Here is a 25,611-nt window from a genome sequence, read left to right as displayed (position 1 = left end):
GCCAGCCTGCGGGCGCGCCGCCATTCCATTCGTCATATAAGAGTTATCGCCGTGAGCACAGTTTCTTTTTCTTCCCTGCCTCTGCCAGCCGAACAGTTGGCCAACCTCAACGAATTGGGGTACGCCAAAATGACACCGGTGCAGGCCGCCGCGTTACCCGCCATCCTGCAAGGGCGAGACGTGCGCGCCAAGGCGAAAACCGGTAGCGGTAAAACGGCGGCGTTCGGCATTGGTTTGCTGAATAACATCGTCGTTGCTCAGGTTGCCACGCAGGCGCTGGTACTCTGTCCCACCCGCGAGCTGGCCGATCAGGTGAGCAAAGAACTGCGTCGTCTGGCGCGCTTCACGCAGAACATCAAAATCCTGACGCTGTGCGGCGGCCAACCTATGGGGCCACAGCTCGATTCGCTGGTGCACGCGCCGCATATCGTGGTGGGAACGCCGGGCCGCATCCAGGAGCATCTGCGCAAGAAAACGCTGCTGCTGGACGAGCTGAAGGTGCTGGTGCTGGATGAAGCCGACCGTATGCTGGACATGGGCTTCGCCGACGACATCGACGATGTGATCAGCTACACGCCGCCGCAGCGTCAGACGCTGCTGTTTTCCGCCACCTACCCGACGGGCATCGAACGCATCAGCGATCGCGTTCAGCGCCAGCCGCTGAGTGTCGAAGTGGACGATGACGAGGCGCAGACCGCCATCGAACAACGCTTCTATGAAACCACGCGCGATCAACGCCCGGCGCTGTTGGTATCGGCCATTCGTTATCATCAACCCGCGTCCTGCGTGGTGTTCTGCAATACCAAACGCGATTGCCAAACGGTGCTTGAGGCCCTGGAGGCCCGCGGCATCAGCGCACTGGCGCTGCATGGCGATCTCGAGCAGCGCGACCGCGATCAGGTGTTGGTGCGTTTCGCCAACCGCAGTTGCCGAGTGTTGGTGGCAACCGACGTCGCCGCTCGTGGGCTGGACATCAAAGAACTGGAGCTGGTGGTTAACTACGAACTGGCGTTCGATCCCGAAGTGCATGTACACCGTATCGGTCGTACCGGCCGCGCCGGCATGAGCGGGCTGGCGATCAGCCTGTGCACGCCGCAGGAAATGGCGCGGGCGCACGCGATTGAAGACTACCTGCAGCTGACCATCGACTGGGCGCCGGTGTCCGAACTGAGCGGGGCCGCTAATGGTTCGCTTGAGGCGGAGATGGTGACGCTATGCATCGACGGCGGCCGTAAGGCGAAGATCCGCCCCGGCGATATCCTTGGCGCGCTGACCGGCGATGCCGGGCTGACGGCGGCGGAAGTGGGCAAGATCGACATGTTCCCGGTGCATGCCTACGTCGCGATCCGTAAAGCCAGCGCGCGCAAGGCGCTGCAGCAGCTGCAACAGGGCAAAATCAAAGGCAAAAGCTGCAAGGTGCGGCTGCTGAAATAAGCCGAAGGCGGGCGGCGGTTTGCCTTCCCGCCATTATCTATTTATACTGTATATAATTACAGTTATTTGAGTATTTGAGGACGCACGCATGGCGGTTGAAGTTAAATATGTGGTGGTGAGAAACGGTGAGGAAAAAATGACTTTCGCGAGCAAGAAAGAAGCCGACGCCTACGACAAAATGCTGGATTTGGCGGATAACCTCGGAGAGTGGCTGCAACAGGCGCCGCTGAACCTGGATGACGAACAGCGCGAAGGGCTGAGCTTCTTCCTGGCAGAGAATAAGGACGCGCTGGGTCTGATTCTGCGCGGCGCATCACCGGCGGAAACCGGCAAGAAACCGACGGAAGCGAAAGCAAAAAAGGCAGCGTCTAACTCAAAAGAGGGATCTGCGTCAGAAAAGCAAGCGGCATAATGGCTTATGTTGCGGTGTTGTGATGAAAAAGGATCTAAAATGAGCCGTGAAATAACTTTCTTCAGCCGCTTTGAGCAAGACATTCTGGCCGGGCGCAAAACCATCACCATTCGGGATGCCAGTGAGTCGCACTTCGAACCGGGCGAGGTACTGCGCGTAAGCCGCAATGAAGACGGCGTATTTTTCTGCTTTATCGAAGTGCTGTCGGTAACGCCGGTGCGCCTGGATGCGCTGACCGAACGCCACGCACAGCAGGAGAACATGTCGCTGGGCGAGCTGAAGCAGGTGATCAAGGAAATCTATCCGGGCCTGGATGCGCTGTTTGTCATCGAGTTCGTCAAACGGTAACTCTTTGCCGAAACCCTGTTGTGAGCCAGGGATGGGCGCCCGGATAGCGCTAATCACAACGGGAGGACATATGAAAAAAACGGGTTTGGCTGTCGCCTTGTTGGCCATGATGGGAGCATCGACTATGGTGTGGGCGCAGGATCAAGAGCAACGCACCGCCAAGGTGGGGCAGTGTGCCGGTCTGCAGCCGGCGGATATTGCCGCTCAGGTCAAGCGTGATTTCTTGCAGAACCGCATCACGCGCTGGGAGGCGGACAAAAAGCTGCTGGGCACCGCAACCCCAATCGCCTGGGTCAGCCCGGATGCCATCACCGGCAAAGACCAGGTGTGGCAAGTGCCGCTGACGGTGCGGGGTACCAAGATGGATAAAACCTACAACGTGACGCTCAACTGCAACACCGGCGAGATTGCCTACAGCGCGCCGCAGTAATACTTTCCCGCAATGAAAAGCCCGCCGGGCGGCGGGCTTGATGCATCAAGGCGAGATCAGTCGCTAAACGGGATCACCAACTCACCCGGTTTCACTTCCAATCCCTTCGCCAGTTTTTTCGCCAGCGCTTCGGTTTTGCTGTTGTCAGGATTCAGCACATAAGCTGGCTTTTGGTCGAAGTAGGACTTCAGCGACTGGTTCAGGTATGGCGTCAGCGCTTTCATCACCGTCTGCATTTTTTCCGGCTGCACGCTGTAATCTGTCAACTCCATATCCTTCAGGTAAATGGCGCCCTGCGCACGGTCGTAAACCGGCTGCGCTTTCAGCGTCAGCTTCAAATCCGCCGCCTGCGGGCCGAGAATCGACGTGATGTTGACCTTGGCGTCGCCGGATAGGGTAACTTTACCCGGCTCGCTGCGGCCGATCTGGCTTTGCAGTTGAGTCAGCACGATGTTGGCGTCCACCAGGCCGGGCACGCCAATCTGTTTCTGATAGTCGTTGTGTTTCTGCAGGTAATCATTCACTTCCTGCTCGCTCAGGGTGTATTGGGTCAGTTGATTGCAACCGGCCAATACGCCGGCGAACAGCAGGGCGGCTGCGCCCATCAGGATCTTCTTCATTAATGCCTCATTGCGACTGCTGGCGAAAAGTGCTGCAGATAATTGATTAATCATTATAAACGTTCCGCCCGCGCGTGAAAACGGCAGGCGGCGATGTGCAGAGGATAGTGCTCGCAAAAGTGGGCGAGACCTATCGGATAACGCCGAAAGCGTCAGCGCCGCAGCCGCAGCGCCAAGAGAATCACGCCGGCCAGGCAGGCTGCGCCCCCCAACAGCGGGAACAGCGGAATGCCCCACAGCCGCAGCGACGAATGCATCAGATAAGGCGCCAGCCCCAGGGCAAAAGCGGCGGTGACGATGGCGATGGCCAGGGTGACGGCGGCGCGCTCCAGCGCTTTGCTCAACTGGCCGAGATTACTGACGCTGATGTCGGCATTAAGCCGCCCGCGTTTTAGGCGGCGCACCAACAGCCGCAGGGTTTGCGGCAGTTCTTCTCCGGCATCGAGCGCTTCCCCGCCCAGGGCCAACAGCCGCTGGCGCACGGCGTCGGGGGCGTAGCGCTGCAGCACCGTTTGTTGCAATATCGGTTTGAGCGTGGCCACTATGTCGAAGGCCGGATCCAACCGATGCAGCACGCCGTCGGCGGTGATTAATGCCTTGAACAGCAGCACCAGATCGGGCGGTAGCGCCAACTGGTGTTCGCGCGCCATCACCAGCAGGTCGGTCAAGGCTTTACCCAGCGTCAGGGTGGTGGCGGCCTGCTTGTCGAGAAAGTTTTGCGCCGCCAGCTCCAGATCCATCAGGTCCAACGGTTCGCTGTCCGACCAGGCGATCAACGTGTTGACGATGCCTTCGGACTGGCGATCGGCGATGGCCTGCAGCAGCAGGAGCAACTGGTTGCGCCGCCGCTCGGACAGCTGGCCAACCATGCCGAAGTCGATAAAACCGACGCGGTCACCGCTCAGCGCCATGACGTTGCCAGGGTGCGGATCGGCGTGATACAGCCGATGCTCCAGCACCATGCTCATAAAGGCGCGAGCGCCGCGTTGCGCCAGCAGTGGGCCATCAAAGCCCGCTGCCGCCAGTTGCTCAGGGCTTTCCGGCGCGGTGCCGGGCAAGTATTCCTGCACTAACAGGCGAGGAGAAGAGTATTGCCAATAGATTTTCGGCACCACCACGTCGGGTTGACGTGCGAACATCCCGGCCACGCGGTCGCAGTTATGGCCTTCGTGGGTCAAATCCAGCTCGTGATTGAGCGCCGTGGCCAACGCTCTGACCATCTGCCGCGGCCGATAGCGCGCCAGCGCAGGGCTCTGCTTCTCCACGGTCTCCGCCAGCGAGGCCAGCAACCGCAGATCGGCGTGGATGGTTTTCGCCAGACCAGGCCGCAGCACTTTTACCACCACCTGTTCACCGCTGTGCAAGCGCGCGCGGTAGATTTGCGCCATCGACGCCGCGGCCAGCGGCGCGCGATCGAACTCGGCAAACCGCTGCTCGGGTTCGCCGCCCAAGTCGGCGATAATTTGCGGCGCCAGCGTTTCCCATGGCAACACCGTCGCCTGGCTGTGCAGGCGATCCAGTTCGTCGGTCCAGGCCGGATCCAGGAGATCAGAGCGCGTGGCCAGGATCTGACCAAATTTGACGAAGGTGGGGCCCAACGCCTCAAGCGCTTCGCGCAGTCGCTCCGGCAGGGTTTGTGCATCCTGCGGGGCGGATTCGCCGCGGACGCCGCGTAGCAAGGTCCCCAGGCCCAGCAGGCGCAGAACGTCTTGCAGACCGTAACGGATCAGAACGGAGGTTATTTCCTTCAGCCGCGCCCGATCGCGAGCGGTGGCGATCACCATTTTCAGCATCAGTACGCCATATCCTTATTTGTCACTTCTTGGAGGCTATTGTTCCATATCCAGCAGCAACGGCACCTCGCTGCGCTGCGCCATGCGGTTGCGGTAGGCTTCCACGTTGTCCGGCAGCGCAACCCCAGCGACGATCGACAACGAGCGCAACATCGGGAACAGGTGAATATCGTCCTCGGACAGCTCGCCGTTTACCGCGTCGGCGGAGACGATCAGCGGTGATAGCGTTTGCAAGTCGGCTTCCAGTTCGGCGATCAGATCGGCACTGTTGGCGAGATGGTCGGCAAAATTACCGATCGACGCCTGCTTTTTATCGATAAAGTAACGGCGGGCGCTGTCGGTGGCGAACTCTTCGAAATCGGCATGCGCAATACGCGGCAGCAGCAATTTGGCGCTGTAGCTGCCGACCCGCTGCAGCCACTCGGCAATGGCCGGGTTGGTGCTGCCGGTCAGCACCGGCTTGCCGTCCAGGCTATCGACATAGCGCACGATATCCAGGCTTTCCGGCATCGCTTCGCCGTCGTCTTTGATCAGGATTGGCACCATTTTTGTGCCAATCAGGTTGAATGGGGTCGTTTCGTCGTCGTTGAGCAAGGTGACCAGCCGAATCGGCTGGCGCTTCAGGCCGAAAATCATGCGGGCTTTAACGCAGAAGGGGCAATGATCGTAAATGAACAGTTTCATGCTTGCTCCGGGTTGTCAGGTTTTAACAGCAATAGTTACCACAGCTTACCGAGGCTGTCTTGAAGCGCGTGTGTTGGATGGTGCGTTATTGCGACATTACCCGCGCAACAGGCGCGGGCGAGGGGCGTTATTTCTTGGCCGGAACCGAATTGAGCACATCGATCAGGTGAATGCGGGCCTGTTCCAGGTCGACCTGATCGCGCTCGTTGGCGGCGGAGACGACCTGCAGCTGTTTGATGATGTCGCTTTTCAGCTCGCTGTCGCTGGCGATGATATGGGCCAGCGCTTTTTCCACCAGGGTAGAACGCGCATAAATCATGCGCAGGTTCAGTATCATATGTTCGAGCAGTTGCGGTAACTTCGCTTCTTCAATCATGCCGACGGGCTCCTGTGGGGTTTTTACTAACAGGATAGCAGCTGCTGCCGATTCGGCCGGATTTCTATGGCGTTAACCGCGGCGCAGCATCATCGAGGCGCTGCGCCGCGGGCTGAACTGCCAGTACAGGGCCAGCAGCGTGGCAAAACCGACGGCCCCGAGCAGCAACCAGGGCAGCTCAGGCATATTTATCGCCCGTCCGGTATCGTACATCCAGCCGCCGCCGGTATAGCCCAACGCGCCGCCCAGCGCCAGACCGAGACGACTGAAGCCCATGTAGCTGCCGCGTGCACGCGGATCGGCCAGCGAAGCGCTCAGCGTTTCGCGCGCCGGCTCGGCGATGATTGACCCCAGATAGAAGCAGCAGATCAGCGTGAATACTCCCTGCAGGCTGGTGGCGAGGCCGATTGGCAGCAGGCTGAGCGTCATCAGCAATAGGCCCGCCATCAGGCGCTGCTCAAGCCGGAAGTGTTTTTCACCCCAACGCGCCAACGGATAGAGCAGCGATAACGACAGCGCCGCTTCTATCGCGTACATCCATTTGACCGCCGCCGGTGAGCCGGCGATTTCGTTGACCACGATTGGCATCATCAGCATCACCTGTACCGCCAGCATGTAGTAACCGGTCAGCGTCAGGACATAGGTGAGGAAGCGGCGATCGCGCAGGACCCGCAACATACCTTCTTTCATCGGCACGCGCACGGTGGAGATGCGATAAGCCGGCAGTAACCAGGCGTTCCAGCCGGCAGCCAGCACGAAGATCGCCGCCCCGACCCAACAGACAAAATGGAAATCGTACTGCAGCAGCCAACTGCCGATCAGCGCGCCGACCACTGCGCCGGCGCTGTCCTGCATCATCAGCAGCGAGAAAAAGCGGCCGCGCTCGTGCGGACGGGTCAGTTTGATCACCAAAGCGGTGCGCGGCGGATCGAATAAGGTGCCGCCGAGGGCGGAAAGCGCGCAGGAAAACCACAGGATCCAGGGCTCGTCGGCCATTGCCATGGTGGCGAAACCGGCGGCGCGCAGCAGCATGCCGGTGACGATCATCGGCTTGGCGCCGAAGCGATCGGCGATGGCGCCGCCAAAGATGCCGAGCCCTTGTTGCAACAGCTGGCGCAGGCCAAGCGCGATGCCGACGATCAGCGCGGCCCATCCCAACTGATCGACGAAGCGGATAGAAATAAGCGGAAAAACGACAAAGAAGCCTAACACCACCAGCAGGTTGTCGAGCAACAGAAAATATTTACCCAAGCTGCGCGCTTGCGAAACCAGAGACATGCTTCACCATGAGCAATTAAGAAAGAAGGGGGAGACAGCCGTTCCATTCTCTACCCAATTCCCGTACGGCGACAGGGGCGGCATAGATAATATTTTTTTATCGTCAAGGTGTTACCTGAGCTGCAAAATTGGCGGAAAAACGCAGTAAAACGCGTATTCGGCGATTTACTGAGCGGCCGGGATTTTACCTCGGGGGCGGGCTACGGTTATATTGAATGCAGGGAAGCGCAGTGCTGCGGCGCTATTGGCAAAATAAAACCATGGCAAAAGATCGACACAGGATAATGATCCGCTCGGCTTCCTAATAAATACTTCTTATCGAACCGTTTTGACTGCGGGGGAAATGATGTTCGGCTACCGCTCTGCATCGCCAAAAGTACGTCTTACAACCGACCGGATGGTGGTCCGTTTAGTGCATGAACGGGATGCCTATCGCCTGGCGGATTATTATGCCGAGAACCGGACCTTTCTCAAACCCTGGGAGCCGGTGCGCGACGAAAGCCACTGTTATCCTTCCGGCTGGCAGGCGCGCCTGGGTATGATCACCGAAATGCAAAAGCAGGGCAGCGCCTACTATTTTATCCTGCTCGATCCGGAAGAACAGGAAGTGCGCGGTGTGGCGAACTTCAGCAACGTGCTGCGCGGTTCGTTTCACGCCTGTTTCCTCGGCTATTCGCTGGGGGAGAAATGGCAGGGGCAAGGGCTGATGTTCGAAGCCCTGCAGTCCGCTATCCGCTATATGCTGCGCCAACAGCGCATGCACCGCATCATGGCCAACTATATGCCGCACAACCAACGCAGCGGCGCACTGCTGACGCGTCTGGGATTCGAACGCGAAGGTTACGCCAAGGATTACCTGCTGATCGACGGCAAGTGGCAAGACCACGTTTTGACGGCATACACCAATAAAGAGTGGTTACCCCCACGTTGAGGCCAAACGATGAAATATGAATTGAACGCCAAAGAGGCGCGGGTCATCGGCTGCCTGTTGGAAAAACAGGTCACGACCCCGGACCAATACCCGCTTTCGCTTAACGCCATTACCCTGGCGTGCAACCAAAAAACCAACCGCGAGCCGGTCATGGATCTGAGCGAAAGTGAAGTGCAGCAACTGCTCGATCTGTTGCTGCGCAAACATTTCCTGCGCACCCTCAGCGGGTTCGGCAACCGTGTCGTCAAGTACGAACAGCGGTTTTGCAACTCCGAGTTCGGCCAACTGAAACTCTCGCCCGCCGAACTGGCGGTGATCGCCACCTTATTGCTGCGCGGCGCGCAAACGCCGGGCGAGCTGCGCACCCGCACCAACCGGATGCACGAGTTCAACGATGTCAGCGAGGTCGAACAGGTGCTGCAGCAGCTGGCTACGCGCGAAGATGGCCCGTTCGTGGTGCGCCTGGCGCGTGAGCCGGGCAAGCGTGAAAGCCGCTTCATGCATCTGTTCAGCGGCCCGATTGATGAGGCGCCGGCGGCGCTTGAGTCTGAGGACGACGGCGACCTGAGCGCCAGGGTCAGCGCATTGGAAAACGAAGTATCGGAATTGAAACGGCTGGTGCAACATTTGTTGGCGAGGGAAGCGAATGACTAAATTGCGTGTGGGCGTGGTGGGATTGGGCAGTATTGCACAGAAGGCTTACCTGCCAATCCTCGGCCAGGCGGCGGACTGGACGCTGGTGGGCGGTTTTTCGCCCAATCAGCAAAAAGCGCAGCCGTTGTGTGACAGCTACCGCATGGCCTGTTTTTCCCGTCTGGACAGCCTGGCCGAACAGTGCGATGCGGTCTTTGTCCACAGCAGCACCGCCAGCCATTTTTCCGTGATAGGCGAGCTGCTGAATCGCGGCGTGCACGTTTACGTCGATAAGCCGCTGGCGGAAACGCTGGAGCAGGGCGAGCAGTTGCTCGAGTTGGCCGAGCGGCGAGGCAAAACGCTGATGGTGGGGTTCAACCGCCGCTTTGCGCCGCTATACCGGCAGCTCAAACAGCAAATGAACCAGCCGGCTTCCATTCGCATGGACAAGCATCGGACGGACAGCGTCGGCCCGCACGATCTGCGTTTTACCCTGTTGGATGACTATCTGCACGTGGTGGACACCGCGCTGTGGCTGGCTGGCGGGCGCGAACAACTGCTGAGCGGCTGTTTGCAGGCCAACGTCGCCGGTGAAATGCTGTACGCCGAGCATCATTTCGCCTGCGGCGACACGCAGGTGACGACCAGTATGCATCGCCGGGGCGGCAGCCAGCGCGAAAGCGTGCAGGCGGTGACCGACGGCGCGCTGTATCAGTTGACCGACATGCGTCACTGGCGGCGTGAAGATGCGCAGGGCGAGTTGGAACAGCCGGTGCCGGGCTGGCAAAGCACGCTGGTGCAACGCGGCTTCGACGGGGCGGTGCGGCATTTCCTCAGCGCCGTCGCCAATCATAGTGCGCCGGAAACCGGCGGCGAACAGGCGCTGGTCGCCCAGCGGGTGGTCGAACGCTTGCTGCGGGATAACTCTATGTAACATATGGCGGTAGCTATTCTTTTCCGGATGCGTAAACTGAGCCGATTGTTTCACTGACGCCTGCTGTTGCAGGCGTTGATATTTACGGTACCTATCAGACAACCACATGAACCTACTCAAATCCTTGGCTGCCGTCAGCTCGATGACGATGTTTTCGCGGGTGTTGGGCTTTGCCCGCGATGCGATCGTCGCGCGCGTGTTCGGGGCCGGCATGGCAACGGACGCCTTCTTCGTGGCGTTCAAACTTCCAAATCTGTTACGCCGTATTTTTGCCGAGGGGGCATTTTCGCAGGCCTTCGTGCCGATCCTGGCCGAATACAAGAGCCAGCAGGGGGAAGAGGCGACACGCACCTTTATTGCCTATGTCTCCGGGCTGCTGACGCTGGTGTTGGCGGTGGTAACGGTGCTGGGGATGCTGGCCGCGCCCTGGGTTATCTATCTCACCGCGCCGGGCTTTACCGATACGCCCGACAAGTTTGCCCTGACGTCGGCGCTGCTGCGCATTACATTCCCCTATATTCTGTTGATCTCACTGGCGTCGCTGGTGGGGGCCATTCTCAATACCTGGAACCGCTTCTCGATCCCGGCCTTTGCGCCAACGCTGCTTAACGTCAGCATGATCGGCTTCGCGCTGTTCGCCGCCCCGTATTTCAACCCGCCGGTGCTGGCGCTGGCCTGGGCGGTCGTGGTGGGTGGCGTGTTGCAGCTGGGTTATCAGTTGCCGCACCTGCGCAAGATCGGCATGCTGGTGCTGCCGCGCCTCAAGCTGGGCGATGCCGGGGTCTGGCGCGTGATGCGCCAGATGGGGCCGGCGATCCTCGGGGTGTCGGTCAGCCAAATCTCGCTGATCATCAACACCATTTTCGCTTCGTTCCTGGTGTCCGGCTCGGTGTCCTGGATGTACTACGCCGACCGCCTGATGGAGTTTCCTTCCGGCGTGCTGGGCGTGGCCTTGGGCACAATCCTGCTGCCGTCGCTGGCCAAAAGCTTCTCGAGCGGCAACCACGACGAGTATTCGCGCCTGATGGATTGGGGGTTGCGTCTGTGCTTCCTGCTGGCGCTGCCGAGCGCCATCGCGCTCGGCATTTTGGCCAAGCCGCTGACCGTTTCACTGTTCCAGTACGGCAAGTTCAGCGCTTTTGACGCGGCGATGACGCAGCGTGCGTTGGTAGCTTACTCGGTAGGGCTGATGGGGCTGATCGTGGTTAAAGTGCTGGCGCCGGGCTTCTATTCGCGGCAGGACATCAAAACGCCGGTCAAGATCGCCATCATCACGCTGATCATGACGCAGGTGATGAACCTGGCGTTTATTGGCCCGCTGAAACATGCCGGCCTGGCGCTGTCGATCGGTTTGGCGGCTTGTCTGAATGCCTCGCTGCTGTATTGGCAGTTGCGCAAGCAGAAGATTTTCCAGCCGCAGCCGGGGTGGGCGCTGTTCCTCACTAAGCTGGTGATCGCCGTGTTGGTGATGTCGGCGGTGTTGATTGGCGCGATGTGGCTGATGCCGGCCTGGGATCAGGGCAATATGCTAGAGCGTTTGCTGCGCTTGGCTGCGGTGGTGGTGGCTGGCGTGGTGGCGTACTTCGGCGTACTGGCCGGGTTGGGCTTCCGCCCGCGCGATTTTGCGCGCCGCGTCGCCTAAGCCGAATGAAAGCATAAAAAAAGGTCGCCTGGGCGACCTTTTTGCTTTCTGGATGGCGCAGTTTACATGCGTTCGACGGTTTCGATGCCCAGCGTATCCAGACCGGTTTTCAGCGTTTTCGAGGTCAGCAGCGCCAGTTTCAGGCGGCTCTGACGCGTTTCTTCGCTGTCGGCGTTCAGGATCTGGCAGTGCTCGTAGAAACCGGAGAACAGGCCGGCCAGATCGTACAGGTAGCTGCACATGACGTGAGGCGTGCCTTCACGCGCGACGGTGGTGAGCACCTCTTCAAACTGCAGTAGGCGGGTGGCCAGCGCAATTTCACGTTCTTCGGTCAGCGTCAGCGGCAGCGTCAGGCTGGTTTCGTCGATGCCGGCGCGTTTGAATACCGATGCCACACGGGTATAGGCGTATTGCATATAAGGCGCGGTATTGCCTTCGAAGGCCAGCATGTTATCCCAGTCGAAGACGTAGTCGGTGGTGCGGCTTTTCGACAGATCGGCGTATTTCACCGCGCCGATGCCGACCACGCGGGCCACGGTTTTCATTTCGTCTTCCGGCATGTCCGGGTTTTTGCCGGCGATCAGCTGTTCAGCGCGTTCGATGGCCTCATCCAGCAGATCGGAGAGCTTCACCGTACCGCCCGAGCGGGTTTTGAACGGCTTGCCGTCTTTGCCCAGCATCATGCCGAACATGTGATGTTCCAGCGAGACGGACTCCGGCACGTAACCGGCCTTGCGCACGATGGTCCAGGCCTGCATCAGGTGCTGATGCTGGCGGGAGTCGATGTAATACAGGACGCGGTTGGCGCCCAGGGTTTCATAGCGATACTTGGCGCAGGCAATGTCGGTAGTGGTATAGAGGTAGCCGCCATCCTTTTTCTGGATGATGACGCCCATCGGGTCGCCATCCTTGTTCTGGTATTCGTCGAGGAACACCACGGTGGCGCCTTCGCTTTCCACCGCCAGCCCTTTGGCTTTCAGATCGGAGACGATGCCCGGCAGCATCGCGTTATACAGGCTTTCGCCCATCACGTCGTCTTCGGTCAGCGTGACGTTCAGGCGGTTATAGGTCAGCTGGTTTTGCGCCATGGTGATGTCGACCAGCTTGCGCCACATTTTCAGGCAGTACTGATCGCCGCCCTGAAGCTTAACGACGTAAGCACGTGCGCGCTCGGCGAACTCTGCATCCTCGTCGTAATGCTTCTTGGCTTCGCGGTAGAACTGTTCCAGATCGGACAGGCCCATGTCACTGGCGTTTTCATTCTGCATTTTTTCCAGGTAGGCAATCAGCATGCCGAACTGGGTGCCCCAGTCGCCGACGTGGTTGGCGCGGATCACTTTATGGCCCAGAAACTCCTGGGTACGTGCCGCGGCGTCGCCGATAATCGTGGAGCGCAGGTGGCCGACGTGCATCTCTTTCGCCACGTTCGGCGCGGAGTAATCGATAACGATGGTTTGCGGCTCAACCGGCGCGATGCCCAGTTTCGGTGCATTCAGCACCAAGTCGGCCTGGCGCGCGACCCAGTCGCTGTTCAGGAAAATGTTGATAAAGCCGGGGCCGGCGATTTCCACTTTACCGGCGACGTCGCCGAGATCCAGCAGTTGCACCACTTTTTCCGCCAGCTGACGGGGCGGCATGCCCAGTTTTTTGGCGACGGACATCACGCCGTTGGCCTGGTAATCACCAAACTGCGCCTTGGCGGATGGGCGTACCTGCGCTTCGCAATCGGCTGGCGCGCCAGCGGCGATCAGCGCCTGGCTGACTTTATCTGAAAGAAGAACCTGAATATTCACCGGGTTACCTTAATGACGAACGAGGGGCTGAAGCCAACCCCTGTGGGATTTAACGGTGGTGGGCGCAGGCGCACGATGGGCGCGGCGACCACCACAAAACAGCCCGCAATTGTAACCGATCTGACGGAGTCCGTCAGCAGTTGGCGCGGCCGCAGCGATGAAACATTGTCGGATGCGGCGCGCAGGATGCAGTAAGGTGAAATATCGAGTGGCCGAAAGAGAAGGTAGGGCGGAGAGAGTTAGGAGGCTAACGTTTTTTATTGTGACGTCTGGCGTCCAGCGTATTGGTGCTGCGCGATTTAAAATGACGGTAGATGGCGTATACGGCGATAATTATCAACACCAAAGATATCGTCAGCAATAACATAATGATCATCTCGAATTTAAATTTTCTCCAAAGTAGCTGAGTTGTCTTGGTGAATCAATTGCCTGAGGGTGAATTAAGATAATCCTTAGTTTTTCATCAATTGATTTGTTCTATTTTTGTTTTTATACAATGAGTTAATTGTTGTGTTTTCTGCGGCTTTGATGAGCGGAAAAGTGCTGGGTAAACCCAACTATTCAATCAGTTTGACCTGTTGGCAATGTATGGTTTTGTGCAAAATAACTTAAATCATAACGTCATGGTAAAAGGGTATAATGCACTGCGAAAAATCTTATTTTTTATTTTTTTCTTTGTTTTATAAGCGGTCGTCTTAATAGATTGTTGGTTTTTTATTCTCTATGTCCGCAGTCGAAAATCATTCTGCACTGCCGCTGAAAAGCCTCGTAACCCTGGCGAGTACCGTCGCCACCGTGTAAATTACGGCGTTTCACATGCGTACCGTTGTTTTGAGGTTTCTATGACCACCCCATTGCAGGCCATTGCCGAGCTGGACGACCTGGTGCTCGACCTGCCGCGTTTCGAGCAGGCATTGCATCAATTTGCCGCCAAATTGCGGCTTGATCTGGCCGCGTTTACCGCCGATCACATCTCTCTGCGCTGTCATCAGAACACCACTGCCGAACGCTGGCGCCAGGGGCTGATGCAGTGTGGGACACTGCTGTCCGAGTCGATGATCAACGGGCGACCTATCTGTCTGTTCGATTTGTCGCAGCCGCTGGCCGTGGGGCCGTGGCAGATAGACTGCGTCGAGCTGCCGTATCCCGGGGAGAAACGCTATCCGCACGAAGGCTGGGAACACGTTGAGTTAGTGCTCGGCGGCGATCCGCAGACGCTGCACGCCCGGGCGTTGAGCCACCTCGCCGATGAAGCGCTGTTGGCCCCGGGGATTAAACTGAAGCAAAGCTCGCCAAAAGGCGAGAGCGAGCGCTTGCCAAACCCAACCCTGGCCATCACCGATGGAACGGTGACGATTAAGTTTCATCCCTATTCCATTCGGGACATCGTCGCTAGCGAGCAAGGTTAGGCATGCAGCGCCGCGCAGGCTTGTGCCATACGATCGAGCGCTTCATCGAGCAGGGCCCGCCGGCAACCAAAGTTAAGCCGCACAAAGCGCCGGTCGCCGAAATCCGAACCGGCGCTTAACCCTACGCCCGCGCGTTCAAAGAACTGATGCGGGTTGTCCACCGGTAAAGCACTGCAATCGATCCACGCCAGGTAGGTGGCCTCGATTGGCAAAACCGTCAACCCCGGCATGGCGTTGATGCGCTCGATCAGCCGATCGCGGTTGGCGCGTAGATAAATCAGCTGCTCGTCCAGCCAGGGCTGCCCGTATTGATAAGCCGCCTGCGCCGCCACCAGCGCCAGCAGATTGACCTCCGGCACGATGCCGCTGCGTGCGCGTTTCAGTTTTTGTCGCAGCGCTTCGTTGGGGACGATCGCCATTGAAGCGCCCAGCCCGGCGAGATTAAACGTCTTTGATGGCGACATCAGCGTCACGCTGCGTTGGGCCGCATCGTCATTCAGGGTGGCGAAAGGGATATGCCGCACGCCGGGTTCAAGCAGCAGCTCGCAGTGGATTTCATCCGAACAGACGATTAAACCGTGCTCGCGGGCGAACTGATGATGTTGCAACAGTTCCTCTCGGCGATAAACGGTGCCTCCGGGATTCTGCGGGTTGCATAGCAGCAGGAGCTGCTCGTTGCCGCTGAGCGTTCCTTGTATCGCGGAAAAATCCAGAACCCAACGTTGGTCGACAGCCGTCAGCGGCACCGAGAGGTGTTTACGCCCGGCGAACTTGGCCGCTTTGCGAAACGGCGGATAAATAGGGGAAGGGGCCAGCGTACTCTGATGCGCTTCGGTGCAGGCGCGCGTGCACAGGTTCAAGCCGCACACCAGGCCAGGCAGGAAAATGATCCATTCAGGCTTGATGTGCCAGCCGTAGCGCTCTACCATGCGGCGGGTAAAAACCTCAATAAGATCAGGGGATGGGTGAGTGTAGCCGAATACGCCGTGCGCCGCGCGCCGCTGCAAGGCTTCGATCACCGCCGGCGGTGAGGTGAAATCGCTGTCGGCGACCCAAAGCGGAATAATGTCGCGGTCGCGATATTTATCCCACTTAACGCTGTCACTGTGACTGCGGTCTACCCATTGATCAAAATTGAATGCCATAGTTACAACCCTGAGCCGGTTTATGCCTAAGCATGAGCCTACGTGAGAAATGAAGAAATGAACAATTGCCGCCGTATGTTGGCCGTTATCTGGGGGTGACAATGATAAAACTGGAAGTTTGTTGCTTTAGCGTCGACTGTGCGCTGACGGCCGAACGGGCAGGCGCCGATCGCATCGAGTTGTGCGCCAGCCAGAGCGAGGGGGGATTGACGCCGAGCTATGGCACGCTGCGTCTGGCGCGCGAGCGGGTTGCGATCCCGGTGCATCCGATCGTTCGTCCTCGCGGCGGTGATTTCTGCTACGGCGCGGTGGATTTCGAGGTGATCAAACAGGATCTCCGCCAGATCCGCGAGATGGGGTTCCCCGGCGTAGTGGTCGGCATGCTGGACGAAGAAGGGCACATCGATCTGCCGCGCATGCGCGAAGTGATGAAGCTGTGCGAGGGCATGGCGGTGACGTTCCATCGCGCGTTCGACATGTGCCAGAACCCGATGGTGGCGTTGGAACAACTGACCGAGCTGGGCGTAGCGCGCATTCTGACCTCCGGCCAACAGCAGAGCGCCGAACTGGGTCTGCCGTTGCTGCGTGATTTGCGCCAGGCCAGTCACGGCCCGGTGATCATGGCGGGTGCCGGCGTGCGCCTCAGCAATCTGCACAAGTTTGTCGACATCGGTCTGCATGAACTGCACAGCTCTTCCGGCCATCTGGTGCCATCGACCATGCGTTACCGCAAGGCGGGCGTCACCATGTGTTCCGATAACGAGTTTGACGAATTTAGCCATTATTGCGTGGATGGCGAAATGGTGGAGGCGATGAAAAACGCGCTGGCCTTGGTCGATCCCTTGGCGCAAAGCGCATAAACACGCAGCTAACCGTGTTTGACTGCCGGTTTCCGGGCCGTAAGACCCCTTTGCGTGTCACTGAGCCCTCGGCGATCACGCAAGTACCAGGCCCCGGCGTTTTGCCGGGGCTTTTTTTATTTTGTGGATGATTAGTGCTGTGCATCGGGCGAGAAGTTGAAGACTTCGCCCGGAGTAATGCCGCAGTTTAAAACGCGCACCGCATTATTGCCATTTCCGGGATTGACCAGGATATCGTGGATAGTGCGATTGTTGTTCATGACAAAACGCGCGTAGTAAAGGTTGCCGATGCGTATCCAGGGAATAGCTTCATTGCTCTCGACAGTGTCGGTATAGTTATCGTTGAACGAGCGGGCCCAAATGCCAGTCGAAGCTTGCGCGGTAGATTGATCGCCGATAGAGGATGCGATGGCCCAGAATGTTCTCAGTCCCATGCTCCGATGAATACGTTGACCTAAACCTTTATAAGCCGGGTTATCTCCATTGGCGGTCAGGATATTGCTATCCGCCGTCAGATTTCCGTCAATAAACCAGCCTACAGGCTGTTTGTCAGCACCGATGGCGATCATATTGCTGTTCGTCAAACAATTTAGCGGAGCCGCATGTAGCTGGTAGCTGCGTTGCGCAATGCTCAGTGTGCCTCTAAGAATGTTGTAACCCGCTTCATTGTTCAGACTGCCGTTCGTCCACATTGGCATGACGGTGTTGCTGAATGAAAGTTGATACCCGCCGTTCGCTTCGAAGCGAACGGCCTGAGGAGAGAGTGAACCCTTCGGTCCATTAGCGGTAGCGAAGTTAACATTGCTGATTTGCACTGGGGTGATATTTGATTGGCCAGTAGACTTTCTTAATACCAGGAAGCCCCCAACGGTATCACCATAGTCATTAATATAAGAACCGTTGGCGATTTGAATATTGGCGGAGGAATCCGAGTCGATATCAATTCCGGTACCATTTCTGTCTGCCATGAAATTGCTCAGGCTAAGGCCGCCTAAATAGGAGGTTCCTTGTGTTGTAGTTTTAATAAAGATCTTTTTGCCATAAGAGAACACATTCACCATAAACGTATTGTCGTGGCGATCGAGATTGAAAGCACAAGAACCGGTTACAGCGATAGAGGCAGTCACCGCGTTTTCTGTCGGGCGCACGACGTTGGCATTGACGTGAACATTGGTAAATCTGTTGATGTCCCTGCTTTCATAAACCCTGTAGTCGCAGCGTACTGCCCAACCGTAGATATTCTCAAAGTTGTTGGCTTCTCCACGAGCTTCAACAAAATCATAGGCGCCTACATAACGGCAGTTGGCGACTGACAGAGCGCCGGTTGCGGTAATGGTGGCTCCGTATGGAATAAACGCCTCCGGCTGGGTGGCAGTATATTTCTGATCTGGATAGAGGAACGACCAACCATCAAAGACAACGTTCTTATCGCAGGCGAAACAAACCGCACCTGCCGGCTTTTTGATGATGAAAGCACTATCGTCCGCAAGGCCTGCCCGATTAGGGCCATTGTTTGTAAGACTTGCAGGGCCTTGAGCAATACCGCGGCGGGATCCTCTGACTGTGACGCCATTAGCGACGTTGATAGGTTGAGTGCTGGTCAGCAGATATTGGGCATTTTCCGAAGCATAGACCACTTTGTTTTTTAAACTCGCGGCATAGTTTAATGTCGCGCTGATTGCTGCGTCAGAGGCGGAAGTGCCACTAGGATCGGCGCCGAAGTGATCGAAAGTCAGTTTCTGATCCAGTCGTTTCCAGCGGGCTCCTCCCGTTGTAACCACCACGGTACCGTTATTGTCCGCACTGGTTGTATCCGTTTTCGCATAATAGAATTCGCCGCCGCCGGCGAAATGTCCGGGGGTGTGAGAAACTAAAAAGACAATCTGGTCATCTGTAACTGGCGTCAGATTACGCAATTCACTGATGTTATTAACACTAATCATATTGTTCATGAAATTTCTCCTGTTGGTTGGCAACACGATTCTCAATCAGGCTGGACGTTTCAAAAAGTCGATGAGGTTTGCTGGGTGCTGATACAGCGTGAAGTTCAGGCCGCGGCAATTGGAGCATGCGTTGGCCTGGTGCCTTGTAAAGACGCAGCACCGTTTCAACGCTGTTATTCGGTCGGCGCCCCATATCTTCTTGCGCTCGCTATGCCCTGCTGATAAGTTTGTGAGTTAAAATCCTTTAAATATCATAATATTAAATGATTTTTTGGTATGCATTGGCGTGGTGAATGATTTTGTAATCTGCCGCTCATCAGCGCGTCCGTATTTTTACCTGTTCATCGGCTGTCCTTATGGCCGGAACATCACAGCATCCATTGAGGAGAACCGTCGGCACAGGCACAGAGCGCGTCGCCGGCGGATTAAACAAGGAGATAACGATAATGACCCGAACGGCACACTGTTTGACCGCGGCGCTTTTACTGACGTTGACCCTGACCGGCTGCCAGACCGCCAAGCGACCTGTTCCTACATCAAGTAAGCCGCCCAGCGCAGAGGAAATTGCAGAACAAGACAAGCGGCAGCGTGAAGCCGAGCGTATGCAACAGTGCCAGCGCGAGTTGGATGCCATGCGAGGTATGGATAACGAGAAATATCAAAAATTCAAAAGTGAATTCGATACTTTGATGGGCGGCGCCGCGCAGTATGCCGGGGTACGCCAGCGGATCAACACGGGCACGCAGGAAACCGTCGATGCCCTGTATCGTTATCGCACCAGCCGTCTCTGCGCAGATATCAGTTCTGCCATGATGACCGGCTTGGCTGAGCGCGGAGAACGCACCCAATGAGTCCTCGTACGAGAAAGGCGTTGCTGAGCCTGATGATACCGCTGGCATTTGTGCCAGCGGTGGCCGCAGCGGATGACGATGTGCCGGCATTATTGCAGTTTGCTGAGCGTTACCAGCAGCAGGAGGCACCGGCAGCGGATGCTGATACCGTCGTTACCCCCGCCAAGGAAACTCAAAAGCCGGCGTCCCGGTCGGTTCAAACTCGTGAAACGATCGCGCAGAGAAAGCAACTGGCGCAGTTGCAAAAAACGCTGCGCGTGAAAGAGACTCAATTGGAGCAACAGCAAGCCGCTCTTCAATCCCTGCAGCAGGAGCTGACCGCGTTGCGGGTTGCGTCGTCCCTGACCGCTGCCGATAAACCGACACCGGCGCCTGATTTGAGCGCGTTGAGCGACTTCGCCAGCGGTGTACGACAGGCGCTGAACCTGACGCCGCAGGAGCGGAAGGCTAGGGCGCAGATCGCCGAAGCGCAGGCAGCGTTAGCGCGGGAAAAGCAGCAAACCGAGGAGCGCGATCGGCGCATCGCCTTGCTGGAACAACGGTTGGCGGCGTTGCCTAAACAGTCTGATAGCGCGCGCCAGCAAGCCTGGCAGGAGAAGCTGGCGGCGACGCAGGCCGCCAGCGATAAAGCGCACCAGCGTTATGAGCAGGATAAAAAAGCGGCCACCGCTGAGTTGGAACAACAGAAGGCGGAGGCTGCCAGGTTGACGGGTGAACTTCAGCAGCAGCTGACGCAGCTGCTGAAAGAGCGTGACGGTCAACGCCAACAGTCCGGGCAGCAAGAGAAAAGCCTGAAGACGGCGCTGGCGCAGCAAAAGGCCGAAGCCGCCAAGGCGGTGGGTGAACTTCAGCAGCAGCTGGCGCAGCTGCAGAAAGAGAGTGATGGTCAACGTCAACAGGCCGGGCAGCAAGAGAAAAGCCTGAAGGCGGCGCTGGCGCAGCTGCAGGAAAAAAACAAGACGCAAACCGAACAGGCTAAGGCGTTGGAACAACGTTTGGCGGTGGTAACGGCCGAAAGCGCGCAGGCTGCGCAGCAGCGGGATAAAGCGACACTGCAGGCGGATAAAACGGCAACGGAGCTGGCGGCCGCTCATCAGGCGCAGCAAGCTTTGCAAGACGAGCTGAGCGGGCTGAGATCGCGGGCCAAATGGCTGCCGGATGCGCAGGCGCTCAAGAAAAAGCCGGAGCAGCAGAGCTATGCTGCCGGTGTCGCTTTGGGACGCGATATTCAAACGATGCTGGCGGAGCGTAAAAATTGGGGCATCAATCCCGATAAAACCGTGCTGCTGGCGGGTGTGATCGATACCTTCAACGGCCATTACCAACTAAGCGATGCACAGTTGAGCAACGCGCTGGCGGAGTCGGAAAAAGCGGTGAACGACGCCAGAAATCAGGCGGCGAAGACGCAGACCAGCAAAGGTGAGGCATTCGTCGCCGAGTTCAAAAAGAAGAAGGGCACGCAGAAGTCGCCTGCCGGTTTCTGGTATCGCATCGATTATGCGGGTGATGAAACCATTAAAGATAATGCGCGGGTAGACATCGTGGTGAAAGAGAGCTTAACCGATGGTAGCGTGATTCAGGATATGGATCGCAGCGGGAAGGTGATGTCGCAGCCGCTCTCCGCCTATCCGCCGCTGTTCCGCGAGGCGATCGGCCATCTGAAAAATCATGGCTCGCTGACGATGGTGGTGCCGCCGGAGTTGGCGTACGGTGAAACAGGCTATGCGCCGCAGATCCCGCCGAACGCGACGATGGTGTATGAACTGCGGATTGTCGATGTCAGCAACGGGTAAATTCGGGCCGGCGCAGGCCGGCCCGATTAGCGTCGCTAGGGCTTTTTGGCGGTCAGCACGGCGCGCAGCGGCGCCGGATAGCCTTCGACCGTTTTACTGCGATCGTTCGGATCGAGGAATTCGGCCAGCGACTCGCTGGTCATCCAGTCGGTGCGGCGCTGCTCTTCGAGGCTGGTGACGCACATATCGGCGATCTTCACGTCGACGAAGCCACACTTCTCCAGCCAGCATTTCAGCGCTTCAGCAGAAGGGATGAAATACACGTTGCGCATTTGCGCATAACGATCGCCCGGCACCAGCACCTGGTGGCGATCGCCTTCCACCACCAGCGTTTCCAGCACCAGTTCACCTTCAGACACCAGCTGGTTTTTCAGCTGATACAGATGATCGAGCGGTGAACGGCGGTGATACAGCACCCCCATCGAGAACACGGTGTCGAACGCCGCCAGGTCCGGCAACTGTTCGATGCCGAGCGGCAGCAGGTGGGCGCGCTGATCGCCGCCCAGCAGTTTGCGCACCGCTTCGAACTGGCACAGGAACAGCTGCATCGGATCGATGCCTACGGCGAAGTGGGCACCAGCGCCGATCATGCGCCACAGGTGATAACCGCTGCCGCAGCCGACGTCGAGAATGGTACGACCGGCCAGCGGGGAAATGTGCGGCAGCACGCGATCCCACTTCCAGTCGGAATGCCATTCGGTATCGATATCGATGCCATACAGCGAGAATGGCCCTTTACGCCATGGCATCAGGGTGCGCAGCATTTTCTCGATGCCCTCGAGCTGGCCCGGCGACAGGCCGGGTTCCATTTCGGCGCGCACGCCGTGCAGCAGATCGAGGTGGGTTGGGGTCAGCGTCGGCAAATGTTCTACCGAGTTGAACCACTGTTTGAATTTGCCGTGCAGCGATTCGCGTTGCCAGGCGCTGAGCTGCGCGGGCAGGGTATCCAGCCAATGGCTGAGGGGGCTCTTGGCAATATGCTGATAGAAATCACCGAACTCGATCATTGCGCATCTCCCGCTTTCAGGGCGATCAGCGAACCGAAGTTGAAGCATTGGAACCACACTTCGGCATGCTCGAACCCGGCTTGATGCAGGCGCGCCTTATGAGCCTCTACCGAATCGGTCAGCATCACGTTTTCCAACATACTGCGTTTTTGGCTGATCTCCAGCTCGCTGTACCCGTTGGCGCGTTTAAAATCGTGATGCATGTTGAACAGCAGCTCGCCGACTTCGGCGTCTTCAAAGCTGAACTTCTCCGACAGCACCAGCGCGCCGCCCGGGCGCAGGCCGCGATAAATTTTCTCCAGCAGGCGCAGGCGATCGGCCGGTTCGAGGAACTGCAGCGTAAAGTTCAGCACCACCATCGAGGCGTTCTCGATGTCGATGTCGCGAATGTCGGCTTCGATGACGTTGACCGGCGTCTCGGCGCGGAAGGCATCGATATGGCGGCGGCAACGTTCTACCATCGCCGGCGAATTGTCGACGGCGACGATATTGCAGCCGGGTACCTTGATATTCCGCCGCATCGACAGCGTCGCCGCGCCCAGCGAGCAGCCCAGGTCATACACCCGGCTGTCGGGTTGCACAAAGCGTTCGGCCAGCATGCCGATCATCGAGATGATGTTGGAATAGCCGGGAACGGAGCGTTGGATCATGTCGGGGAACACTTCGGCAACGCGTTCGTCGAAGGTCCAGTCGCCCAATTTGGCGATGGGGGCGGAGAAAAGGGTATCGCGGTTTGGCATAGCGGCAAATCAGTTCAGAATTCGAAGCTGCGTAGTCTAACAGAAAAGCGCAAAAAAGCGGAGCGGAAGCAGGCGGCACGGCCGCCTGATGATAAAACGGGATCAATGCAGGCTAAAAATCAGATCCCAGGGCAGATAGAAGATATTTGCCAGAACCATCAACAGCAAAGAGATATAGGTCGCGGCCATGCCTGAACGGCGCCAGCGAACCTCGCGGTTGCGCAAACCGTAGTAATGCACCAGCCGCCCAGCCATCAGCATCAGGCCGCAGAGGTGAATCATCCAGATTTCCGCGCCGTTCATCTCCATGATCACCAGCAATACGGCAGCGATCGGAATGTATTCAACGGCGTTGCCATGCACGCGGATGGCGGTCTGCAATTCGTAGAACCCGCCGTCGCCGTAGGCTACGCGGTACTGCATCCTTAATCTGACTACGTCATAAGAGAGTTTGATCAACAACAATGCGCCGAGCACCACATAAAGCGCGCTTACCATTTTTAACTCCGTTCCCTAACCAAAACTGGCAGCCAGCATCATAGCCGTCATTGTATTCACTGTCGCGGGGAAATATTTGATGTTATTGGTCAGATTAATAGGTCAAAACAGTGCATCCTGTTCCGGCCAGTCCGGCGGCGCAGGCAAATCGGGGATCGCCAGGCGCAGCTGCTGCCAAATTTTTTGCGCCTGCTGGGGCGAATCGCCGTTGTCCGGCGTATGAATAAACAGATAAGGCTGATGCTGTTGCTGCCACAGCGGCAGTTTTTGCTGCCAGGCTTCGAACCAGCGCAGGTTGTCGGCCAGCTGATCGCCGCCGATAAAGCGCACCAGCGGCTGGTCGGCGGTGACCAGGGCATGCACCGGCAGCTTCGGTTTTTTCTGCTGCGCATCGCGCACGGCGGCGGTATGGGGGGCGGCGTGATGCACCGGGCGGCTGTCGAGGATCACCCGATTGATGCCACGCTGGTGCAACCCCTGATTCAGCGCACGCTCTGCCTCGCCCTTGGCGAAAAACGCCGGATGACGCACTTCAACACCGTAGGTGAATTCCTTCGGCAGGCTTTCGAAGAATTGCCACATGCGCGGCAGCTCGTCAGGGCCGAAGGCGGCGGGTAACTGCAGCCACAGTTGGCCGATGCGCTGATGCACTGGGCTCAGGCAGTGGTAAAACGCCTGCAGCTCGGCGGCGCAGTTACGCAGGGCCGCCTTGTGGCTGATGTCCGACGGGAATTTGAAGCAGAAGCGAAAATCGTCGCCGGTCATGTCGCGCCAGCGCTGCACGATTTCCAGCTTCGGCAGCGCGTAGAAGGTGGTGTTACCTTCCACGCAGTTGAAGTAGCGGCTGTAATCCGCCAAGTCACGCAGCCCGATGCGGTTCCAGGCCGCATGTTGCCACTGCGGCAATCCGATGTAGATCACGGCGTCGTCTTCCTTTACTGAGATCATCAGGCTACAACTTAACGTTACCGCTCGAGCGCGGCAAGAATTTCGCCGGTGTCGCGCACCCGTGCCAGACGTGGGAAGATGTGTTCGAACGCGAAGCGGTGCATTTCCGCGTTCTGCGCGCTGCAGACGTCTTCGGCGATCACCAGTTCATAGCCGTGTTCCCAGGCGGCGCGAGCGGTGGACTCCACGCCAATATTGGTGGAGATGCCGCCCAGCACCACGGATTTGATGCCGCGGCGGCGCAGCTGTAAATCCAGATCGGTGCCGTAGAAGGCGCCCCATTGGCGTTTGGTGACCAGAATATCGCTGTCATTGACCGCCAGCGGTGAGGGGAACTCCCACCAACTGGCCGGCAAGCCGCCGGCGGGCGCGGGAGCCGGTTTGTCCACCGGCTGTTTCAGCGCTTCGGCGAAGGTGTCGGACCAGCCGACGCGCACCAGCAGCACCGGTGCGCCCAGCAGACGAAAACGCGCGGCCAGCAGGGCGGCGTTCGCTACCACCTGGTCGGCGCTGTGCGGGCCGCCGGCGTAGGGCAGAATGCCGTTTTGCAAATCGATCAGCACCAGAGCGGTGGTTTGAGCGTCAAGTTTCAGCATGGATTTCATCTCGTTGCGAAGTGGATAAAAACTGTTCGGCGCGCCAGGCGAGCAGCGTACGGCGCAAAACCGGGGGACAATCAGGCTACGTGAAAAAACTGTCGCAGGTTAATGGGAAATTTGTTAATCGATGTGTTGATTCGAACAAAAACGCGCCATTTAGTGCAGTAACAATGCTGTGTTCGCACTTATCGGGCGGATGAATTTCCTTTATAATGACTCCCTTTTTTCAACACTCTTTAATCCAACGACCTATGCCGATTTATGAATATGCATGTGGTGCTTGCAACCATCGGTTAGAGAAATTGCAAAAATTTTCCGATGCGCCGCTGGCAGACTGCCCGGCGTGTGGGCAGCCCGCGTTGACCAAGTTGATCTCGTCCTCCGGTTTCCAGCTTAAGGGTACCGGCTGGTATGCGACGGATTTTAAACCGGGTAACAAGTAGAATTTATCAGATAACAGCCGCGCGACAGGGGCGCAGTAGCCCGGCGCGGCATCGGCTGTGTAAAAGG

Annotated in this window: 26 protein-coding genes; 13 read left to right on the top strand and 13 right to left on the bottom strand. The window is 57.9% G+C overall.

The window, feature by feature from the left end:
• Window positions 1–51: 51 nt before the first annotated feature.
• From dbpA to yebF, 4 genes are all read left to right on the top strand, one after another.
• Window positions 52–1,434 carry an ATP-dependent RNA helicase DbpA gene (gene dbpA, locus ACJ8HT_RS07945; protein WP_049273854.1) on the top strand — a complete coding sequence of 461 codons (1,383 nt, stop codon included), beginning with the start codon at window positions 52–54 and terminating at the stop codon, window positions 1,432–1,434.
• An 88-nt stretch (window positions 1,435–1,522) separates the two neighbouring features.
• Window positions 1,523–1,846, top strand: coding sequence for a YebG family protein (locus ACJ8HT_RS07940; protein WP_194572661.1), 324 nt, complete (start codon window positions 1,523–1,525; stop codon window positions 1,844–1,846).
• Between the two features lie 39 nt (window positions 1,847–1,885).
• Window positions 1,886–2,194 carry a N(4)-acetylcytidine aminohydrolase gene (gene yqfB, locus ACJ8HT_RS07935; protein WP_004927562.1) on the top strand — a complete coding sequence of 103 codons (309 nt, stop codon included), beginning with the start codon at window positions 1,886–1,888 and terminating at the stop codon, window positions 2,192–2,194.
• A 70-nt stretch (window positions 2,195–2,264) separates the two neighbouring features.
• Window positions 2,265–2,624, top strand: a complete 360-nt coding sequence (gene yebF / locus ACJ8HT_RS07930; RefSeq protein ID WP_197652960.1) for a protein YebF — start codon at window positions 2,265–2,267, stop codon at window positions 2,622–2,624.
• 56 nt (window positions 2,625–2,680) lie between these two features.
• Here yebF and ACJ8HT_RS07925 read toward each other — a convergent pair whose 3' ends face one another.
• The 5 genes from ACJ8HT_RS07925 to mdtH all read right to left on the bottom strand — a co-directional run bounded on the left by ACJ8HT_RS07925 (window position 2,681) and on the right by mdtH (window position 7,375).
• Window positions 2,681–3,244, bottom strand: a complete 564-nt coding sequence (locus tag ACJ8HT_RS07925; protein WP_004927555.1) for a lipoprotein — start codon at window positions 3,242–3,244, stop codon at window positions 2,681–2,683.
• A gap of 152 nt (window positions 3,245–3,396) precedes the next feature.
• On the bottom strand, window positions 3,397–5,037 hold the full coding sequence (locus ACJ8HT_RS07920) for an ABC1 kinase family protein (RefSeq protein WP_197652959.1): 1,641 nt from the start codon (window positions 5,035–5,037) through the stop codon (window positions 3,397–3,399).
• 36 nt (window positions 5,038–5,073) lie between these two features.
• Window positions 5,074–5,721 carry a glutaredoxin 2 gene (gene grxB, locus ACJ8HT_RS07915; RefSeq protein WP_194572666.1) on the bottom strand — a complete coding sequence of 216 codons (648 nt, stop codon included), beginning with the start codon at window positions 5,719–5,721 and terminating at the stop codon, window positions 5,074–5,076.
• A 127-nt stretch (window positions 5,722–5,848) separates the two neighbouring features.
• Entirely contained in the window at window positions 5,849–6,097 is a 249-nt protein-coding gene (locus tag ACJ8HT_RS07910) for a hypothetical protein (protein WP_197652958.1), read from the bottom strand.
• A 72-nt stretch (window positions 6,098–6,169) separates the two neighbouring features.
• On the bottom strand, window positions 6,170–7,375 hold the full coding sequence (gene mdtH / locus ACJ8HT_RS07905; protein ID WP_049202451.1) for a multidrug efflux MFS transporter MdtH: 1,206 nt from the start codon (window positions 7,373–7,375) through the stop codon (window positions 6,170–6,172).
• Window positions 7,376–7,721: 346 nt separating this feature from the next.
• Here mdtH and rimJ point away from each other — a divergent pair, with 346 nt between their 5' ends.
• From rimJ to murJ, 4 genes are all read left to right on the top strand, one after another.
• Window positions 7,722–8,306 carry a ribosomal protein S5-alanine N-acetyltransferase gene (gene rimJ / locus ACJ8HT_RS07900; protein WP_025159814.1) on the top strand — a complete coding sequence of 195 codons (585 nt, stop codon included), beginning with the start codon at window positions 7,722–7,724 and terminating at the stop codon, window positions 8,304–8,306.
• 9 nt (window positions 8,307–8,315) lie between these two features.
• A complete protein-coding gene (locus ACJ8HT_RS07895) occupies window positions 8,316–8,960 on the top strand; it encodes a YceH family protein (protein WP_197652957.1) in 645 nt (214 codons plus the stop codon).
• Window positions 8,953–9,873: a Gfo/Idh/MocA family protein gene (locus ACJ8HT_RS07890; protein WP_194572667.1), complete on the top strand. Its 921-nt coding sequence runs from the start codon at window positions 8,953–8,955 to the stop codon at window positions 9,871–9,873. Before ACJ8HT_RS07895 ends, ACJ8HT_RS07890 begins: the two co-directional genes overlap by 8 nt.
• Window positions 9,874–9,979: 106 nt before the next feature.
• Entirely contained in the window at window positions 9,980–11,515 is a 1,536-nt protein-coding gene (gene murJ, locus ACJ8HT_RS07885) for a murein biosynthesis integral membrane protein MurJ (RefSeq protein ID WP_123895173.1), read from the top strand.
• 62 nt (window positions 11,516–11,577) lie between these two features.
• Here the strand turns inward: murJ and argS are convergent, their stop codons facing one another.
• On the bottom strand, window positions 11,578–13,308 hold the full coding sequence (gene argS, locus ACJ8HT_RS07880) for an arginine--tRNA ligase (protein ID WP_194572668.1): 1,731 nt from the start codon (window positions 13,306–13,308) through the stop codon (window positions 11,578–11,580).
• A gap of 842 nt (window positions 13,309–14,150) precedes the next feature.
• Between argS and ACJ8HT_RS07875 the strand changes: the two genes are divergently transcribed.
• Window positions 14,151–14,717 (top strand): VOC family protein, encoded by a 567-nt coding sequence (locus ACJ8HT_RS07875; RefSeq protein ID WP_194572669.1) that lies wholly within the window; start codon window positions 14,151–14,153, stop codon window positions 14,715–14,717.
• Here the strand turns inward: ACJ8HT_RS07875 and ACJ8HT_RS07870 are convergent.
• Complete coding sequence (locus ACJ8HT_RS07870; RefSeq protein ID WP_197652956.1) at window positions 14,714–15,862, bottom strand: MalY/PatB family protein; 1,149 nt, start codon at window positions 15,860–15,862, stop codon at window positions 14,714–14,716. The genes ACJ8HT_RS07875 and ACJ8HT_RS07870 overlap by 4 nt on opposite strands.
• 101 nt (window positions 15,863–15,963) lie before the next feature.
• Between ACJ8HT_RS07870 and cutC the strand changes: the two genes are divergently transcribed.
• Window positions 15,964–16,722 (top strand): copper homeostasis protein CutC, encoded by a 759-nt coding sequence (cutC, locus tag ACJ8HT_RS07865; RefSeq protein WP_038877351.1) that lies wholly within the window; start codon window positions 15,964–15,966, stop codon window positions 16,720–16,722.
• Between the two features lie 131 nt (window positions 16,723–16,853).
• On the opposite strand, the gene ACJ8HT_RS07860 is transcribed toward cutC, so the two are convergent.
• On the bottom strand, window positions 16,854–18,674 hold the full coding sequence (locus tag ACJ8HT_RS07860) for an exopolysaccharide biosynthesis protein (protein ID WP_197652955.1): 1,821 nt from the start codon (window positions 18,672–18,674) through the stop codon (window positions 16,854–16,856).
• A gap of 437 nt (window positions 18,675–19,111) precedes the next feature.
• Here ACJ8HT_RS07860 and ACJ8HT_RS07855 point away from each other — a divergent pair, with 437 nt between their 5' ends.
• The gene (locus tag ACJ8HT_RS07855; protein ID WP_197652954.1) at window positions 19,112–19,516 is read left to right on the top strand and encodes a hypothetical protein; all 405 of its coding nucleotides are present in this window, start codon (window positions 19,112–19,114) and stop codon (window positions 19,514–19,516) included.
• Window positions 19,513–21,309: an FKBP-type peptidyl-prolyl cis-trans isomerase N-terminal domain-containing protein gene (locus ACJ8HT_RS07850; protein ID WP_244664465.1), complete on the top strand. Its 1,797-nt coding sequence runs from the start codon at window positions 19,513–19,515 to the stop codon at window positions 21,307–21,309. The genes ACJ8HT_RS07855 and ACJ8HT_RS07850 overlap by 4 nt, the downstream gene beginning before the upstream one ends.
• Window positions 21,310–21,344: 35 nt before the next feature.
• Here the strand turns inward: ACJ8HT_RS07850 and cmoB are convergent, their stop codons facing one another.
• The 5 genes from cmoB to ACJ8HT_RS07825 all read right to left on the bottom strand — a co-directional run bounded on the left by cmoB (window position 21,345) and on the right by ACJ8HT_RS07825 (window position 25,098).
• The gene (gene cmoB / locus ACJ8HT_RS07845) at window positions 21,345–22,316 is read right to left on the bottom strand and encodes a tRNA 5-methoxyuridine(34)/uridine 5-oxyacetic acid(34) synthase CmoB (RefSeq protein ID WP_123895169.1); all 972 of its coding nucleotides are present in this window, start codon (window positions 22,314–22,316) and stop codon (window positions 21,345–21,347) included.
• Window positions 22,313–23,056: a carboxy-S-adenosyl-L-methionine synthase CmoA gene (gene cmoA / locus ACJ8HT_RS07840; RefSeq protein WP_197652953.1), complete on the bottom strand. Its 744-nt coding sequence runs from the start codon at window positions 23,054–23,056 to the stop codon at window positions 22,313–22,315. Before cmoA ends, cmoB begins: the two co-directional genes overlap by 4 nt.
• Before the next feature lie 102 nt (window positions 23,057–23,158).
• Window positions 23,159–23,554, bottom strand: a complete 396-nt coding sequence (locus ACJ8HT_RS07835; RefSeq protein ID WP_004932387.1) for an MAPEG family protein — start codon at window positions 23,552–23,554, stop codon at window positions 23,159–23,161.
• A gap of 102 nt (window positions 23,555–23,656) precedes the next feature.
• Entirely contained in the window at window positions 23,657–24,472 is an 816-nt protein-coding gene (locus tag ACJ8HT_RS07830; RefSeq protein WP_100395852.1) for a DUF72 domain-containing protein, read from the bottom strand.
• 47 nt (window positions 24,473–24,519) lie between these two features.
• Entirely contained in the window at window positions 24,520–25,098 is a 579-nt protein-coding gene (locus ACJ8HT_RS07825; RefSeq protein WP_197652952.1) for a hydrolase, read from the bottom strand.
• 215 nt (window positions 25,099–25,313) lie between these two features.
• Between ACJ8HT_RS07825 and ACJ8HT_RS07820 the strand changes: the two genes are divergently transcribed.
• Window positions 25,314–25,544 (top strand): FmdB family zinc ribbon protein, encoded by a 231-nt coding sequence (locus tag ACJ8HT_RS07820; RefSeq protein ID WP_320204121.1) that lies wholly within the window; start codon window positions 25,314–25,316, stop codon window positions 25,542–25,544.
• Window positions 25,545–25,611 lie beyond the last annotated feature (67 nt).

The sequence above is a fragment of the Serratia sp. CY44782 genome (assembly GCF_052168715.1).
GTDB lineage: Bacteria > Pseudomonadota > Gammaproteobacteria > Enterobacterales > Enterobacteriaceae > Serratia > Serratia nevei.
The sequence above is the reverse complement of the archived record's forward strand: the minus strand, read 5'-3'. Positions and strand labels throughout refer to the sequence as shown.